Below are 15,475 nucleotides of genomic sequence, written 5' to 3'. Positions count from 1 at the left end.
GCGATGGCCTGGCTTCGAAAGTCTGATTCTTATGTGATGCAGGATGCGCGCGGCAGTTCAGCCGATCAATAGAACGCGCGTGCAGCCTTGAGGGTGACGAGGCCGTCGCATTGGCTGTTGTGCCCGGAATAGGCCGAGCAATCGCTGCCGCTGAGACTGGAGTTGCTGTAGATCAGGTCAAGGTCGACACCCATGAATGGCCGCGACAGTTTCACTGACCAATCGGTAAAACTGCTGACATAACCACCGTCCACCGCCGCTGGCGTGTTCAGTTGATGGGTGGTGTATTTCATGCTGACGCCGATGCCGAACGGCTGGTTGCCACCCAGATCGGCAAACAAGGTGTTGTTCTGTTTATCCGGGTCGTTGCTGAAGGCGACGCCGAAGCGACTGCCGAGCAGGGTCAGGCCACCGAACAGCTCCTGGCTGTCGAGGGTGTCTACTTTGGGATAGCTGTAATGGATCATGCCGACTTCGTAGCCGAGGGTCTGATCGAAGGGTTGTTTAAAGCCGACGTAGGAGTCGATCTCGAGATTTTTCCCCGGCGTGATGCCCATGCTCGGTGCGTACTGGCCGACATAGAGGCCGCTGTCGTGGCTCAGATCGAGGCCGCCGTGGAATGAGCCGATGGCGGCTGGTTTGACCAGGCCCTGGGCCATGCTGCGCGTGGGCGTGGTGCCGAGTTTGAGGTCGAAGTCGCCGAGTTCGCGCTGGAAAATCTGCGCGTGCGCGGTCGCACTGGCCAGCAGGCCTACGAGTAATAAACAGGATGATTTGCGCATGCGTCACTCCATGAACAGCGAGCGCAGGAGGGCGGGCCTGCTGAAACGCTTGATCTAGACGCGTGCAAGGATACCGGCGAATGATCGGCATTGATGGCCGTTCGTCGATTTCTGAAAATTTGATAGGTGTTTTGTTTAAAGCGGAGGGGGATTACGCGGTGCCAGTCCAGACGCTTCGAAGCTCAAAGCGCCTCTGGACGGGTGTAAAACCGGGTGTTACTTCTTGCCCAGGCTGATCTGCTTGGACGGGCCGAACGTCTGGCCACTGACGCCTTTGGCAATTTGCTGGATCTCGCCGCCGGACTTGAGGAACGCTGCGATCTGATCGTTGATCGATTCGCTGGTTTCAACGGCTGGAGCTGGCTTTGCTTTGCTGGTGGATGCTTTTACACGCATGGCGGCCATTAACCTGTAGAAAAGTAACTCGGCCAGGCATCGTACAGGAATAACTTGACAATTGCTTGGTAAATATCCCCCGGAATAACCAAGCGCAGTACTGCATTAATGTCGCTTCAATAATTGAAATAACCGTCTAACCCGCTGTTTTAAATAAGAACATTCAGGTGCTGCGGCACAATGATGTGGCCTGCGCGCTGGCCATGCCGGACTGACGAGCGGCAGCTTGTGCGCCGGCGACCAAGGTAAATCAGGGCCGCGCGCAGATTTTCCCGGCCGTGCGGATCTGCCGCCCGACGGCCAGCACAAAAACGGGTAGAATGCCGCCCACGCAATGAGGGTTCTGGAAATGGCTTTAGTCGGGCGTTACAACAGTTTGCAAGTGGTTAAACACACTAACTTCGGTTTATATCTGGACGGCGGTGCTGACGGCGAAATTCTTTTGCCCAACCGTTATATTCCGAAAGATATTCCCAGCGAAGATGAAGATTGGCTCAACGTTTTTGTTTATCTGGACAGCGAAGACAAACTTCTCGCTACCACGGAAAAACCGAAAGTTCAGGTCGGCGAGTTTGCCAGTCTGAAAGTCGTTGAAGTCAACAGCATCGGTGTGTTTCTCGATTGGGGGCTGCCGAAGGATCTGTTGCTGCCGTATTCCGAAGAAAAGCGCCAGATGACTGCCGGCGAATACTGCGTGGTGCATGTCTATCTCGACAAACACACCCGTCGCATCACCGCCACTGCGCGTCTGGATCGTTACCTCGACAAGACCCCGGCCAACTACAGCCAGGGCCAGGAAGTTGATCTGCTGGTTGCCGAAGCCACCGACATGGGCTTCAAGGCGATCATCAACAACAAGCACTGGGGGCTGATTCACAAGAACGAAATCTTCAAGTTCATGCGCGCCGGCATGAGCGAGAAGGGCTACGTCAAGGAAATCCGTGCCGACGGCAAGATCGCCCTGAGCCTGCAACCGGTTGGCCAGGAAGCGGCGAGCAGCCTGAACTCGAAGATCCTCGCCAAGTTGCGCGACAACAGCGGCACGCTGCCGGTCAGCGACAAGAGCGATCCGGCGTTGATCAGCAGCCTGTTCGGCGTCAGCAAAGGCAACTTCAAGAAGGCCATCGGTGCGCTGTACAAGGAAGGCAAGATCGTCATCCACGCTGATCGCATTGAACTAACCTGAGCCTTGGGTGGCCCATCTTGCATGGGACACACATGAGGTCGGGTCGATGAACAAAGCGCTGATTGGCTATGTTGCTACGCTGGTGATGTTTTTGTTGCTCGATGGCCTCTGGCTTGGCCTGTTGATGGCGCCGACCTATCGCGAACTGCTCGGTTCGCTGATGCTCGAAAAACCGCTGCTGGTTCCCGCAGCGGTTTTTTATTGCCTGTATGTTTTCGGCTGTGTGGTGTTTGTGGTGATGCCTGCTGCGACCTGGCAGTGGGCGGCGAAGCGTGGCGCGATGTTGGGGCTGGTGGCGTATGGCACGTATGACCTGACCAACTGGGCGACGTTGCGCGGCTGGTCGGTGCAGGTGACGCTGATGGATTGGGCGTGGGGGACGTTTGCCACGGCTGTGGCGTGTACCGTCGGGTTTTTGTTGGCGAGGCGGTTTGGCAAGGTCTGATCCGATAGGTAGGGAAGCAATGCCGGCCTCTTCGCGAGCAGGCTCGCTTCCACAGGGGAACGCATTCCAAAGTGGGAGCGAGCCTGCTCGCGAATGGCGGCGCAGCCGACAGCCATTCACCACTGCCGCCACTGAAGAACTAAATGTCTTTTCCAGACGGTTTTTTCCGCCCGACTCATTGATAATCCTCGGCACTGTTATCTGACCATTGGATGGCCTGCCATGTTGTGTGTGTTCGAGGTGTTGCGGTGAGTATCGAGCGGCGTAACGCCGACAGTTTTGCCCTGCAAGTGATGATCGGCCTCTGCCTGATCTGGGGCGTGCAGCAAGTGATGATCAAATGGGCGGCGCCGGACATTGCACCGGTGATGCAAGCGGCGGCGCGCTCGGGGATTTCCGCACTGTTGGTGGGTTTGCTGATCTGCTGGAAGGGCGGCTGGGATCAGGTCGGCAACACCTGGCGCGGCGGTCTGCTGGCGGGTGCGCTGTTCGGTCTGGAGTTCTTCTTCATCGCCGAAGGTTTGCAGCTGACCACCGCAGCGCACATGTCGGTGTTCCTCTACACCGCGCCGATTTTCACCGCGTTGGGCGTGCATTTCCTGCTGGCCAGTGAGCGTCTGCGGCCGTTGCAATGGCTGGGTATTCTGCTCGCGTTCATTGGCATTGCGATTGCCTTCGCCGGCGGTGTGTCGTGGGACAACCTCGACCGCCGGATGCTGCTCGGCGATGCCTTTGGCGTGTTGGCTGGCGCCTGCTGGGGCGCGACCACGGTGGTGGTGCGCGCCTCGCGGCTGTCGGAAGCGCCGGTGACACTGACGCTGTTCTATCAGTTGATCGTCGGTTTTCTCGGCCTGCTGCTGATCGCGCTGTTCAGCGGCCAGATCACTCACGTCAGCCTGACCCCCGTGGCGGTCGCCAGCGTGTTGTTCCAGGGCCTGGTGGTGTCGTTCTTCAGCTACCTGATCTGGTTCTGGCTGTTGCGCCGTTATCTGGCGGCCAATCTGGCGGTGTTCTCGTTCATGACACCACTGTTCGGCGTGACCTTCGGGGTGATTCTGCTCGGCGAACAGTTGAGCCTGAACTTCATCATCGGCGCGGTGCTGGTGTTGCTCGGCATCACCTTTGTCAGCGCCGAGCAGTGGCTGCGTCGGCGTTTGCGCAAAGCGCTCGGCCAGCGCTAGGTGAGTGCATCGTCAGACCGCCGGCAATCAGCAAACCGCAGCCGGCGATCACCAGCGCCGGCTGCAAACCGCCGCTGAAATGGCTGCTCAACGCGGCCAGCAACGGGCCGCTGAGTTGGCCGACGGCAAAGCAGGCGGTGAGCATCCCGGCGTTGCGTTGGGTGGCGTGAGGGGCCAGTTCCCGCGAGCGCTGCATCACCAGTTGCATGCAGGCCAGGAACGGTGTGCCGCAGAGGAGCACGCCCAATCCCAGGCCGAGTCCGCTGCCCAGCAAGCAGGCAAACACACCGGCCGCCTGCAGCCACAGCGTCGCCATCAACCAATGCCTTGTGGTTTGCGGATCGTGGCGGCGCAGGCTCACCAGCAACACGCCGAGCGCTGCGCCAAGTCCGAAACAAGGCCAGAACAGATCGGCCTGCCATTGCCCGTGAAACTGCGCGTTGGCCATTTGCGCGAGAAAAGTCGCCGGGATGATGTAGCCGATGCCATACAGGGCGTAGATCACCGCCAGACGACCAATGCCGCGATTTGATGAACTGGCAGCCTCCACAGCAACCGTTTTCGCCGCAACCGACTGCGGCAGCAGTCGCCACACGCCCAACATCATCACCAGCGCAGCCGCGGCATAAATCAGCCACAACGTCGCGGACGTCTGCTGCAGCAGATGTGAGACCAGCGCCAATAACCCCGTCAGAAAAATCCCCAGCCCCGGCCCGGCAAATACCAGAGCGCCCAAGCGCGGACGGCCCGCTGCCGCTGCCAGCGGTTGACTCAACGACGTGATCATCACCAACACCCACGCGCTCGCTACACCCGTGCCGAAGCGCAGCAGCAAATGCGACCAGAACCCATTGGCCCAGAACGACGCCAGCGTCAGCAGCACGCACAACCACAAACCGCCGTGCAGGCGCCGCTGAACTTGCTGCGGACGATGCGCAAACATCGCATCCACCGCGCCGAGCAGATAACCGAGGTAGTTGGCCGCCGCAATCAGACCGGCGGCGGTCAGGTCGATCTGCCCTTCGCTGAGCAGGTGTGGCATTTGTGGCGTGAGGGCGAAACGCCCGATGCCCATGGCCATCATCAAGGCCACGAAGCAGGCGGATAAGCGAATGAGTGGCGACATGGTGCGAATTCCGTGAGGGCTGCAATGACCGTTCAGGCTAGGACTGATTGACTTTCTTTAAAATTGAATAATAGTGAGGAACTTGTTCTGTTCTGGAGAAGGCTTGTGGAGTTCAGTCAGCTAAGGATCTTTCAGGCGGTGGCCGAGGAAGGTTCGATCACCCGCGCCGCCGAACGCCTGCATCGGGTGCCGTCGAATCTGTCGACCCGGCTCAAACAACTGGAAGAGCAACTGGGTGTAGAGCTTTTCGTCCGAGAGCGTCAGCGTTTGCAACTGTCGCCTGCGGGAAAAGTCTTGCTGGACTACACCGGCAAACTCTTCGCCCTGCGCGACCAAGCCAGTGCCGCGGTGATGGGCGGCAAACCGGCCGGCGACTTTGTCCTCGGCACCATGTACAGCACGGCGGCGATCCATTTGCCGGCGCTGCTGGCGCAGTATCACAAGCAATATCCGGCGGTGAATCTGCAAGTGCAGTCGGCGCCGAGCGGGGAGTTGCTGGAGGGTTTGCTCACCGGACGTCTGGATGCCGCGTTGGTCGATGGTCCACTGGAACTGGCCGGGCTCGACGGCGTGCCGTTGTGCGAGGAGCGCCTGGTGTTGATCACTGAAATGGATCATCCGCCGGTGCGTGGCGCCCGGGATGTCGAAGGGCGTTCGGTGTTTACCTTTCGCCGGGGGTGTTCCTACCGCATGCGCCTGGAAGCGTGGTTTTCGCACTACCACGCGACGATGGGGCGGGCGATGGAGATCGAGTCCTATCAGGGCATGCTCGCCTGCGTGATCGCCGGCAGTGGTGTGGCGCTGATGTCGGAGTCGATGCTGGCCAGTCTGCCGGGGCGTGAGAGCGTCGCCGCGCACCCGTTGGCCGAGCCATTCGTGGGTGCGACAACGTGGCTCATGTGGCGCAAGGGCATGGTCGGCGCCAACCTCAATGCCTGGATTGAGGTGCAGCAGGCTGTCTATCCTGCGGCTCAGATCGAAACCCGAGAAACAGCCTGAACCAATGGCGGCGAATTCTGTTCAATTCAGTAACAGATCATTGCGGATTTGGCCGAGCATTGCGTAGGACTTCGGACTATTATCAGTGCGAAGCGGCCTCAGAATTCCGGCCGCTCAGCACCACCCTGAAGGGGGCATGACGATGAAAGAGAAAATTCAAAACTGGCTGCACGATTTGGGTGTTGCCCTCGGCTTGATCGAACCGCCTCTGCAACCTGTGCCGATCCGCACCGATGACGAGCAGCGCCGCCGTCAACAACGGCGCCGGTAACGCCCCCGATCCGAGATCAAGGATTCAAGATCAAGAGATCGCAGCCTTCGGCAACTCCTACACGGATTAATGTAGGAGTTGGCGAAGGCTGCGATCTTTTGCTTTTAATGGCGGCCTATCTCAAGCAAAAACCGGCTCAAGTCATTCGCGGTCCTCGCGGTCTTGAGCATGCGGTCTTCTTCGGCGGTGAACGCCGTCAGTCCGAATTCATCTTCCAGATGAAAGATCAGATCTTCGATATCGGCTTTCTCCAGGCCCAACTGCACCAGGCTGGTGTTGTCGTTGAATTCGCGGTTTTCCAGCAAGCGGCGGATGAACCGGTGCACGGCGGCACGTACGGCAGCTCTTCTCATGGCAGATCTTTCTAATCGTTGTTGTGCTTGAGTGAAGCAGGCCTCAGGCGTGCCCGCGCAACCATTCGTCAACCATCGAGCGCAAATGTGCCCCGGAAAAACTGCCGAAGTGGCCGCCATGCACCGTGCGGATCGGCAACGCCTGCAAACGCCGCAGACTGCTGGCGTAATCCTGCAGATTGGAATGGTAGGCGTCTTCGATCAGCGGCCCGTCGTAGATGATGTCGCCGCTGAACAGGGTTTCAGTCGCCGCCTCGTACAGGCTGATGCCGCCCGGCGAATGCCCCGGCGTGTGCAGCACTTGCAGCGTGCGATTGCCCAGATCGAGCACATCGCCGTCCTCGACAAACCCGGTGGCCGGCGCGGCTTTGACCCGGTATTCGGCGTAGCACAACGGGCAATCCGGGTGCGCTTCAAACATGTCGTCGCCGACGAAGGCGCGGCTCAAATCGTTCTCGCCATCCGGCGCCGCCAGAATGTCAGCCTCGGCGGGGTGCACCAGCCGTTCAGCAAATTCATGATGCCCGGCGATATGGTCGAAGTGGCAATGACTGGCCACTGCCACCAGCGGCCGCTCGGTAAGCCACGGCAACTGCTCACGCAAGCTCACCAGACCTGAACCGCTGTCCAGCAGCAAATCTTTGTCGCGCCCCTGCACATGCCACAAGTTGCAGCGGTAAAACGGCCGAATATACGGTTCATGAATCAGCTTAATGCCGTCACTCAAACTCTGTACTTCGAACCACTGATCGCGAGAAACGATCTTCATATTCACTTTTCTCCAGACGAAAAAAACGGGTGTGGCAACCGACGCCACACCCGTCGAAGAAAGCATCAAGTCGTTACATCAGAGCTTAGATCGCACTCGCCACGGTTGCCGGGCGAGGGGAGACCAGGCTGACCACCACAAAACTCACCAGACCCACAGCCAGGCTGTAGTAGATCGGTGTGTTCGCATCCAGACCGTCCTTGAACATGAACAGCAGCGCGGTGGCGAAACCCAGGCCCATGCTGGCGATGGCGCCGGCGGTGGTCGCGCGTTTCCAGAAGATCGCACCCATCAGCGGGATCAGCATGCCGCCCACCAACAGGTTGTAAGCGAGGGTCAAGGCGCTGATCACATCGTTCACCACCAGTGCGATACCCAGCACAACGATGCCGGTGAGCAGGGTAAACAGGCGGTTGATCGCCAGGCTCGACTGTTTGCCGCCACGCAGTTTCGGCAGCAGGTCTTCAGTCAGGGTGGTGGCGGCGGCGAGCAGGCCGGCGCTGGCGGTGGACATCATGGCTGCAAGTGCCGCAGCGATCACCAGACCACGGATGCCGTCCGGCAGCGACAGTTTGACGATGGCGGCGAAGGCGTTGTTGACGTTGTCCAGATCCGGGATCAGCACGTGCGCAGCCATGCCGATCAGCGCGCAGGCCAGACCGTAGACGATGCAGTAGATGCCGGCGATGCTGCCGGCGTATTGCGCGACTTTCGCGGTCTTGACGGTGAACACCCGTTGCCAGATGTCCTGACCGATCAGGATGCCGAAGAAGTAGATCATGAAGTAGGTGATGATCGTGTCCCAGCCGATGGTGGTGAAGCTGAAGGCAGTCGCCGGCAGTTTCAGCACCAGTTCGTCCCAACCGCCGACGCGGTACAGGCAGATCGGCAACAGGATGAACATCAGGCCCACGGTCTTGATGATGAACTGGACGATGTCGGTCAGGGTCAGCGACCACATGCCGCCGATTGCCGAGTAGATCACTACCACACCGCCGCCAAGCAGCACCGAGACCCAGAACGGCAGGCCGAACAGCACTTGCAGCACGGTGCCGATGGCGAGGATCGAGGTCACGCCGATCATCAGCGCGTAGGCCAGCATGATCGCCGCGCTCGCCGAGCGGGCCATCGGGTTGTAGCGTTTTTCCAGGACTTGGGTAACGGTGTAGATCTTCAGTTTCAGCAGCGGTTTGGCGAGGAACAGGTTCAGCGCAACGATGCCGCAACCGAGGGCCGCGCACAGCCAGAAACCGGAAATGCCATGCACGTAGCCCAGACGCACGGTGCCGACGGTGGACGCACCACCGAGCACGGTCGCGGCCATGGTGCCCATGTACAGGCTTGGGCCGAGGTTACGACCGGCGACGAGAAAGTCCTCGTTGGTCTTGGCCTTGCGCATGCCGAAGTAGCCGAGCAAGAGCATGCCGGCGGCGTAGATGAGGACGACGAATAAATCCAAAGCCATGATGGCGTGTCTCCGATTGTCTTTTTTATGTGAGGCTGAATTCGAATCTCACTGTGGGAGCGAGCTTGCTCGCGAAGGCGGCGGCACATTCAAAAGTGATGTGACTGATAGATCGCTTTCGCGAGCAAGCTCGCTCCCACAGGGGATAGGCGTTTACTCAGGCGGCTTGGCGCATTGCTGCTTTAACCGGCGACTTCGCGCCCTGGCTACGGGCATCCGTCGGGCCGAACACTTCGCGCGGCTCCGGGAACAGGCTCAGCAGCGTCAGGTACACCACCGAAGCCAGGCCCAGGGTCACCGGCAAACTGATGTCGATGCCGCCGGCCATTTCACCCAGCGGGCCAACGAACTGCCCCGGCAAATTCACGAAGCACAAGCCAACCGCCGCGCTCGGGATCCATGCACCCAGACCGCGCCAGTTCCAGCCGTGGCTGAACCAGTAGCGTCCGCCCTGTTCGCCGCGCGTGAACACTTGCAGGTCATCCGGGCAGTAGAAGCCGCGACGCACCAACAGACCGATGATCATGATCACCATCCATGGCGTGGTGCAGGTGATGATCAGCACGGCGAAGGTCGACACGCTCTGCACCAGGTTCGCGGCAAACCGGCCGATGAAGATGAAGGCAATCGACAGCACACCGATCAGCAGCGTCGCTTTCACCCGCGACAGCACGCGTGGGAACACGCTGGACATGTCCAGCCCGGTGCCATACAGCGAGGTGGTGCCGGTGGACATGCCGCCGATCACCGCAATCAGGCACACCGGCAGGAAGAACCAGCTCGGCGATACCGCCAGCAAACCGCCGACATAGTTGTTCGCCGCGATGTAGTCCGGCGCTTTGATCGCGACGATGGTCGCGGTAGTCAGGCCGAACAGGAACGGGATGAACGTGGCGATCTGCGACAGCACCACCGCCGCCATGATGCGTTGCTTGGAAGTGTCACGCGGGATGTAGCGCGACCAGTCGCCGAGGAACGCGCCGAAGGAAATCGGGTTGCTCATCGCCACCAGCGCGGCGCCGATGAACGCGGCCCAGAAGCCCGGCTGACCGAGATTCACCGTACCGGCGTAGTTCACATCGAAAGGACCGGCGAAGGCGAAGATGCCCAGCAGGAACAACAGGCTGGCGCTCCACACCGCGATCTTGTTCACCCACAGCAGAAAGCGGAAGCCGTAGATGCACACGGTCAGCACCAGAATCGCGAACAGACCGTAGGCCAGGCCCAAAGTCAGGTCGGTTTCCGGCAGACCGATCAGGCGTTTCGCACCGCCGATCAGCGCATCGCCCGAACTCCACACCGAGAGCGAGAAAAACGCGATAGCGGTCAACAGCGACAGGAACGAACCGACGATGCGCCCGTGCACGCCGAAGTGCGCACCGGACGACACGGCATTGTTGGTGCCGTTGAGCGGGCCGAACAGGCCCATCGGTGCGAGGATCAGCGAGCCCAGCAGCACGCCCGACACAATCGCCCAGACGCCGGCCTGAAAAGACAGACCGAACAGCACCGGGAAACTGCCGAGCACGGCGGTGGCAAAGGTATTCGAACCACCGAAGATCATCCGGAACAAGTCCGTCGGGCCTGCGCTGCGTTCGTGGTCCGGGATCTGTTCGACCCCGTGGGTTTCAATCTGCGTAAGGCTTTGGTCGTTGTTGTTGTTATTCATGATCTGCTCCGATCATAAAGGCGCGCTCATCGTGCGTGAGCGTCACCTGTCTTGGCTAAGGGGATGGCAGCCCTTCCGGCATTGCGGACAAATGTTCGTGGCAGGCCAGCCAATGGCCTTGTTGTTCTAGGCTCGACGCTTGTTTCTTGAAAACAATCGTCTCGCGCTCCTGGCTGAAGTGTTGCTCCCCTTGCATGCGCAGCTCGGTGGCCACGTCATGGATGAAAATCGCCACGTCACCTTGCAGGCTGACGAAGGCGTTGCTCGAGGTGCACGCAAGCACCTCGAAGCCATCCTCGGCGCGCCAGCTGTCCCACAAGGCCTGATAGGCATCGCGCGACAGCAGCGGCTGTTCGAGGGTGTAGAAGACGAAACTTGCATCGGCGCTGAACGCGCCGAAGTAAGCCTCGCGATCGTTACGGGCGAAGGCGGCCACCAGATCGGCGGCCGCTTGCAAAACCTGATCACGTTCGTTCATGACCCGACCCTCAGCGATGGACCACGCCAGGCAGTACGCAGAGCATTTCGTACAGCAGGTTGGCGGCCAGCAGCGAGGTGTTGCCGGTGGTGTCATAAGCGGGCGAGACTTCTACCAGATCGCAACCGATCAGGTCGAGGCCTTGGCAGCCGCGAACGATCTCAATTGCCTGAATGGTCGTCAGACCACCGATTTCCGGGGTGCCGGTGCCAGGGGCCCAGGCCGGATCGATGCCGTCGATGTCGAAGCTCAGGTACACCGGACCGCCGCCGACTTTCTCGCGCACTTCGGCCATCAGCGGTGCCAGCGACTTGTGCCAGCACTCTTCGGCTTGAACTACGCGGAAGCCCTGATCGCGGCTCCAGTTGAAGTCATCAGCGGTGTAACCCTGCGCACGCAGACCAATTTGCACCACGCGGTCACAGTCCAGAAGACCTTCTTCGACGGCGCGACGGAAGGTCGTACCGTGGGCGATCTTCTCGCCGAACATGTGATCGTTGACGTCAGCGTGGGCATCGATGTGCACCAGACCGACCTTGCCGTGCTTTTTATGAATCGCCCGCAGGATCGGCAGGGTGATGGTGTGGTCGCCACCCAAAGTCATCGGGATCACGTTGTGCTCGAGGATGTTGTCGTAGGCTTCTTCGATGATGCGCACGGCGTCGAGCAGGTTGAAGGTATTGATCGCCACGTCACCGATGTCGGCGACCGACAGCGAATCGAACGGCGCAGCGCCGGTGGCCATGTTGTACGGGCGGATCATCACCGATTCGGTGCGGATGTCGCGTGGCCCGAAGCGGGTGCCGGGGCGCAGCGAAGTACCGATGTCCAGTGGCACGCCTACGAAAGCAGCGTCCAGGCCGGCAGCGGTCGGTACATGGGGAAGTCGGAGCATGGTGGCGATGCCGCCGAAGCGCGGCATTTCGTTGCCGCCCAGTGGTTGGTGAAGAATCTTGTCCACGGGTAAGGCCTCATCGTCTTTGTTTTATTTATATCGGCGCGCCGTTGAGCACAGGTTCGGACGCCGCTGTGGGGCCGATGATGCGAAATGTAGTGAGGGGAAAGAATCGCTACGGGCAAAAACTTAGTTCAGATTTTTCTAAACTAATGGGCGAGGGGCGATTAGACTTTGTCGGGTTCGGGTCGTGTGATCGACAGGAGATCGTTGCCCTCACCCCAGCCCTCTCCCCCAGGAGAGGGAGCTGATCTCTATTGCTTTCGAATCCTGAGTTCGACTCGATATCGCAGGTCGGCGTAAATCCTCATAACAGCTCGGTAGGCTCCCTCTCCCTCAGGGAGAGGGCTGGGGTGAGGGAAAGTTTTATCAGGCAACACATCTCTAAAGCCCGGAGTAGACATGGCCAACGCTTTACCCGACCTGAAACTGTTACGCATCTTCGTCAGCGTCGTGCGCCATCAGGGTTTCGCCAACGCCCAGCAGGAACTCAACCTGTCGACCTCGGCGATCAGCACCTACATGAGCCAGCTCGAGGCCGCGCTCGGCCTGGTGCTGTGTCATCGCGGGCGCGGCGGGTTCAGTCTGACCAGCAAGGGCGAGCTGTTCCATCAGGAAACCCTGCGCCTGCTCGCCGAACTCGAAGGTTTCGAGCAATACGCCGCCGCGCTCAAGGGCGAACTGCGCGGCACGCTCAACCTCGGCGTGATCGACTCTACCGTCAGCGACAAGGCCCTGCCATTCGCCGAAGCCATCGGCGCCTATAGTCAGGAACACCCGGCGGTGCATTTGCATCTGTCGGTGATGAGCCCGTACGAACTGCAACTTGGCGTGCAGGACAACCGCCTCGATCTGGCCATCGGTGCGTTTTCCACGCGCATGAGCGGTCTGATCTACATGCCGCTGTACCGCGAACAACACTGGTTGTATTGCAGTAGCCGGCATCCGTTGTTCAACGAGCGGCGCATCCCCGAGCAAGTCATCACCCAGCAACGTATGGTCGGACGCGGTTACTGGAGTCAGGCTGAACTCGCCCGCCACGGTTTCAAACACAGCGCCGCGACGGTGGAAAGCATGGAGGCGCAGCTGATTCTGGTGCTGTCCGGCGCCTACATCGGCTACTTGCCGGAGCACTACGCTCAGGCCTGGGCTGACAAGGGTGATTTGCGCGTGTTGCTGCCGGCGACCTTCGGCTATCAGGCGCCGTTTTCGATGATCATGCGCCGCGGCCGCAGCCGTGAACCGCTGATTCAGACCTTCCGCGATTTGCTCAAAGCTCAGCTCAATCAGGCATAGCTTGTAGGAAAAAGAAGTATGTCCAGACCGCAATGCCCGCGCTGCCTGCGCCCCCAAACCCATTGCCTGTGCCCGTTGATCCCGAGCCTCGCCAGCCGCACGCGGGTCTTGCTGTTACAGCATCCGAGCGAGGTCAATCATGCGTTGAATACTGCGCGCCTGGCGGCACTCGGCTTGACCAATGCCGAGCTGATCGTTGGTGAGGTGTTCGAGGATTTGCCGGCGCTGTTGAACCGGCCCGGGTATCGGGCGCGGTTGTTGTTTCCCGCTGATGATGCGCAACCGATGCAAGCTTACGGCGAGCCCGATGAACCCCTGTTGCTGGTGGTGCCGGATGGCACGTGGCGCAAGGCGCGCAAGATGTTGCACCTCAATCCGCTGCTGGCGGCGTTGCCACGGGTGACGCTGGCCGAGGGCGGCGTGTCGCGCTATCGCTTGCGCAAGGCGCCGGGGCCGGGGGCGTTGTCGACGATTGAGGCGATTGTGCAGGCGTTGCAAACGCTGGAGGCGCCGGCGTCATTCGAGCCGTTGCTCAAGCCGTTCGAGGCGTTGATCGAGGGGCAGATTGCGGCGATGGGGGAGGAGACCTTCCAGCGTAATCATGGCGATAGATAGGCGTTGATAGTGCCGGCTTCTTCGCGAGCAAGCTCGCTCCCACAGGGGAGTGCATTCCAAAGTGTGGGAGCGAGCTTGCTCGCGAAGGCGCCAGATCAATCACCGCAAATCTCAACAATGACTAGCGCTCACGCATCGCCTCAGTCCGGGCTTTAAGCACTGGTTTAAGCAGGTAATCCAGCACGCTCTTCTCCCCGGTAATAATGTCCACCGTCGCCACCATCCCCGGAATGATCAGCAGCGGTTTCACATCGCCGCCCAAATGGTTTTTATCGGTACGCACCTGAATCAGATAGAAGCTGTTGCCCTTGTCATCGGTAATCGTGTCCGCGCCGATCAACTCAAGCTTGGCGCTCAGCCCGCCGTAAATCGTGTAGTCGTAGGCGCTGAACTTGACCATGGCTTTCTGGCCCGGATGCAGGAAAGCAACATCCTGCGGGCGCACCTTGGCCTCGATCAGCAGGTTGTCTTCCAGCGGCACGATTTCGACCATGTCGCTGCCCGGCTGGACCACGCCGCCGATGGTGTTGACCTTTAATTGCTTGATCACGCCATGCACTGGCGAAGTCACGGTAGTACGGCTGACACGGTCGTCGATGGCGATGCTGGAGGCGGTGATTTTCGACAGGTCGGTGCGTTTCTCATTCAGCTCTTTGGCGGCCTCGGAGCGGAAGGTTTGTTCGGATTCGTCGATCTTGCTGCGGATCTCGGCAATCGCCGATTCGGCGCGGGGAATCGCCAAAGTCGTGGCGTTCAAAGAGCCACGAATTTCCACGGCACTGCGTTTAAGGCGCAGGATCTCCACGGGGGACACCGCGCCGGTTTTCACCAGCGGCTCAGACATGTTCATCTCTTGCTGCAACAGCGCCAGGCTGGAACTGAACTGGCCTTGCTTGGAACGAAACTCCGCCAGTTCCTGAGTCTTCTGCCGCAGTTGTTCGCTGAGGGTGCGCTGTTCACTGGCCAGCCGCCGTTGGCGCTGGTCGTACAGTGAACGTTCGTCTTCGGCGACTTGCGGCGCCTTGGCGATGACTTCGTCAGAGAGCTTGAACGGCCGGCCCTCGGCTTCCGCCGACAGCCGCTCGACCTGCGCGGTCAGCGCATAACGATCGGCTTCGCTCTCACCCTTGTTCGACAGAAACCGCGTGTCATCCAGGCGCAGCAGGGTGTCACCCTTGTTCACCATCTGGCCTTCACGGACGAAAATCTCGGTGACGATCCCGCCCTCAAGGTTCTGGATCACCTGAATCTTGCTCGACGGAATCGCCTTGCCTTCGCCCATGGTCACTTCTTCGAGCACGGCGAACTTGGCCCAGACCACCGCGCTGATCAGCAGCGCCGCCGCCAGCCACACGGTGATCCGCGACCAGCGCGGCGAATCCTGCAAGGACGCGCCGGCGGTTTCCGGCATGAATTCGGCTTCGGCGCTTTTGCCGAAACTGTCGAAGTAGCCGCGTTCTTTGCTATCGGAGGAAGCAGACATGGGACA

General features: G+C 60.0%; 17 protein-coding genes. 7 read left to right on the top strand and 10 right to left on the bottom strand.

Features of this window, described 5'->3' with window-relative positions; genetic code table 11:
- Positions 1-65 precede the first annotated feature (65 nt).
- Both A8O26_RS20695 and A8O26_RS20690 read right to left on the bottom strand, forming a co-directional pair.
- Positions 66-782, bottom strand: coding sequence for a TorF family putative porin (locus A8O26_RS20695; protein ID WP_064119621.1), 717 nt, complete (start codon positions 780-782; stop codon positions 66-68).
- 216 nt (positions 783-998) lie between these two features.
- Positions 999-1,187, bottom strand: a complete 189-nt coding sequence (locus A8O26_RS20690) for a hypothetical protein (protein WP_016985943.1) — start codon at positions 1,185-1,187, stop codon at positions 999-1,001.
- 340 nt (positions 1,188-1,527) lie between these two features.
- On the opposite strand from A8O26_RS20690, the gene A8O26_RS20685 reads away from it, so the two are divergent.
- The 3 genes from A8O26_RS20685 to A8O26_RS20675 all read left to right on the top strand — a co-directional run bounded on the left by A8O26_RS20685 (position 1,528) and on the right by A8O26_RS20675 (position 3,990).
- Entirely contained in the window at positions 1,528-2,364 is an 837-nt protein-coding gene (locus A8O26_RS20685; protein WP_064119620.1) for a CvfB family protein, read from the top strand.
- A 46-nt stretch (positions 2,365-2,410) separates the two neighbouring features.
- Complete coding sequence (locus tag A8O26_RS20680) at positions 2,411-2,809, top strand: DUF2177 family protein (protein ID WP_064119619.1); 399 nt, start codon at positions 2,411-2,413, stop codon at positions 2,807-2,809.
- A gap of 248 nt (positions 2,810-3,057) precedes the next feature.
- On the top strand, positions 3,058-3,990 hold the full coding sequence (locus A8O26_RS20675) for a DMT family transporter (RefSeq protein ID WP_064119618.1): 933 nt from the start codon (positions 3,058-3,060) through the stop codon (positions 3,988-3,990).
- Here A8O26_RS20675 and A8O26_RS20670 read toward each other — a convergent pair.
- Positions 3,935-5,116 (bottom strand): MFS transporter, encoded by a 1,182-nt coding sequence (locus A8O26_RS20670; RefSeq protein ID WP_064119617.1) that lies wholly within the window; start codon positions 5,114-5,116, stop codon positions 3,935-3,937. The two genes, A8O26_RS20675 and A8O26_RS20670, sit on opposite strands and share 56 nt — an antisense overlap.
- A gap of 105 nt (positions 5,117-5,221) precedes the next feature.
- On the opposite strand from A8O26_RS20670, the gene ptrR reads away from it, so the two are divergent.
- Together ptrR and A8O26_RS30465 are read left to right on the top strand one after the other, a co-directional pair.
- A complete protein-coding gene (ptrR, locus tag A8O26_RS20665; RefSeq protein ID WP_064119616.1) occupies positions 5,222-6,115 on the top strand; it encodes a putrescine utilization regulator PtrR in 894 nt (297 codons plus the stop codon).
- 142 nt (positions 6,116-6,257) lie between these two features.
- Positions 6,258-6,386 carry a PA1414 family protein gene (locus A8O26_RS30465; protein WP_007914492.1) on the top strand — a complete coding sequence of 43 codons (129 nt, stop codon included), beginning with the start codon at positions 6,258-6,260 and terminating at the stop codon, positions 6,384-6,386.
- 104 nt (positions 6,387-6,490) lie between these two features.
- Here A8O26_RS30465 and A8O26_RS20660 read toward each other — a convergent pair whose 3' ends face one another.
- From A8O26_RS20660 to speB, 6 genes are all read right to left on the bottom strand, one after another.
- Positions 6,491-6,739, bottom strand: a complete 249-nt coding sequence (locus A8O26_RS20660) for a hypothetical protein (RefSeq protein ID WP_064119615.1) — start codon at positions 6,737-6,739, stop codon at positions 6,491-6,493.
- A 43-nt stretch (positions 6,740-6,782) separates the two neighbouring features.
- Positions 6,783-7,508, bottom strand: a complete 726-nt coding sequence (locus tag A8O26_RS20655; protein WP_064119614.1) for an MBL fold metallo-hydrolase — start codon at positions 7,506-7,508, stop codon at positions 6,783-6,785.
- Between the two features lie 85 nt (positions 7,509-7,593).
- A complete protein-coding gene (locus tag A8O26_RS20650) occupies positions 7,594-8,973 on the bottom strand; it encodes a sodium:solute symporter (protein WP_064119613.1) in 1,380 nt (459 codons plus the stop codon).
- Between the two features lie 157 nt (positions 8,974-9,130).
- Positions 9,131-10,642, bottom strand: coding sequence for a purine-cytosine permease family protein (locus A8O26_RS20645; protein ID WP_064119612.1), 1,512 nt, complete (start codon positions 10,640-10,642; stop codon positions 9,131-9,133).
- A gap of 55 nt (positions 10,643-10,697) precedes the next feature.
- Complete coding sequence (locus A8O26_RS20640) at positions 10,698-11,120, bottom strand: YybH family protein (protein WP_064119611.1); 423 nt, start codon at positions 11,118-11,120, stop codon at positions 10,698-10,700.
- A 10-nt stretch (positions 11,121-11,130) separates the two neighbouring features.
- Positions 11,131-12,081, bottom strand: coding sequence for an agmatinase (gene speB, locus A8O26_RS20635; protein WP_003222717.1), 951 nt, complete (start codon positions 12,079-12,081; stop codon positions 11,131-11,133).
- Between the two features lie 396 nt (positions 12,082-12,477).
- Here speB and A8O26_RS20630 point away from each other — a divergent pair, with 396 nt between their 5' ends.
- Positions 12,478-13,371 (top strand): LysR family transcriptional regulator, encoded by an 894-nt coding sequence (locus tag A8O26_RS20630; protein WP_007914510.1) that lies wholly within the window; start codon positions 12,478-12,480, stop codon positions 13,369-13,371.
- Between the two features lie 18 nt (positions 13,372-13,389).
- Positions 13,390-13,986 (top strand): tRNA-uridine aminocarboxypropyltransferase, encoded by a 597-nt coding sequence (locus A8O26_RS20625; protein ID WP_064119610.1) that lies wholly within the window; start codon positions 13,390-13,392, stop codon positions 13,984-13,986.
- A gap of 121 nt (positions 13,987-14,107) precedes the next feature.
- Here A8O26_RS20625 and A8O26_RS20620 read toward each other — a convergent pair whose 3' ends face one another.
- Positions 14,108-15,469 (bottom strand): HlyD family type I secretion periplasmic adaptor subunit, encoded by a 1,362-nt coding sequence (locus A8O26_RS20620; RefSeq protein ID WP_064119609.1) that lies wholly within the window; start codon positions 15,467-15,469, stop codon positions 14,108-14,110.
- Positions 15,470-15,475: the final 6 nt, after the last annotated feature.

The organism is Pseudomonas fluorescens (assembly GCF_001648775.1).
Lineage (GTDB): Bacteria > Pseudomonadota > Gammaproteobacteria > Pseudomonadales > Pseudomonadaceae > Aquipseudomonas > Aquipseudomonas fluorescens_M.
This window is presented reverse-complemented; position numbering and strand designations above follow the sequence as displayed.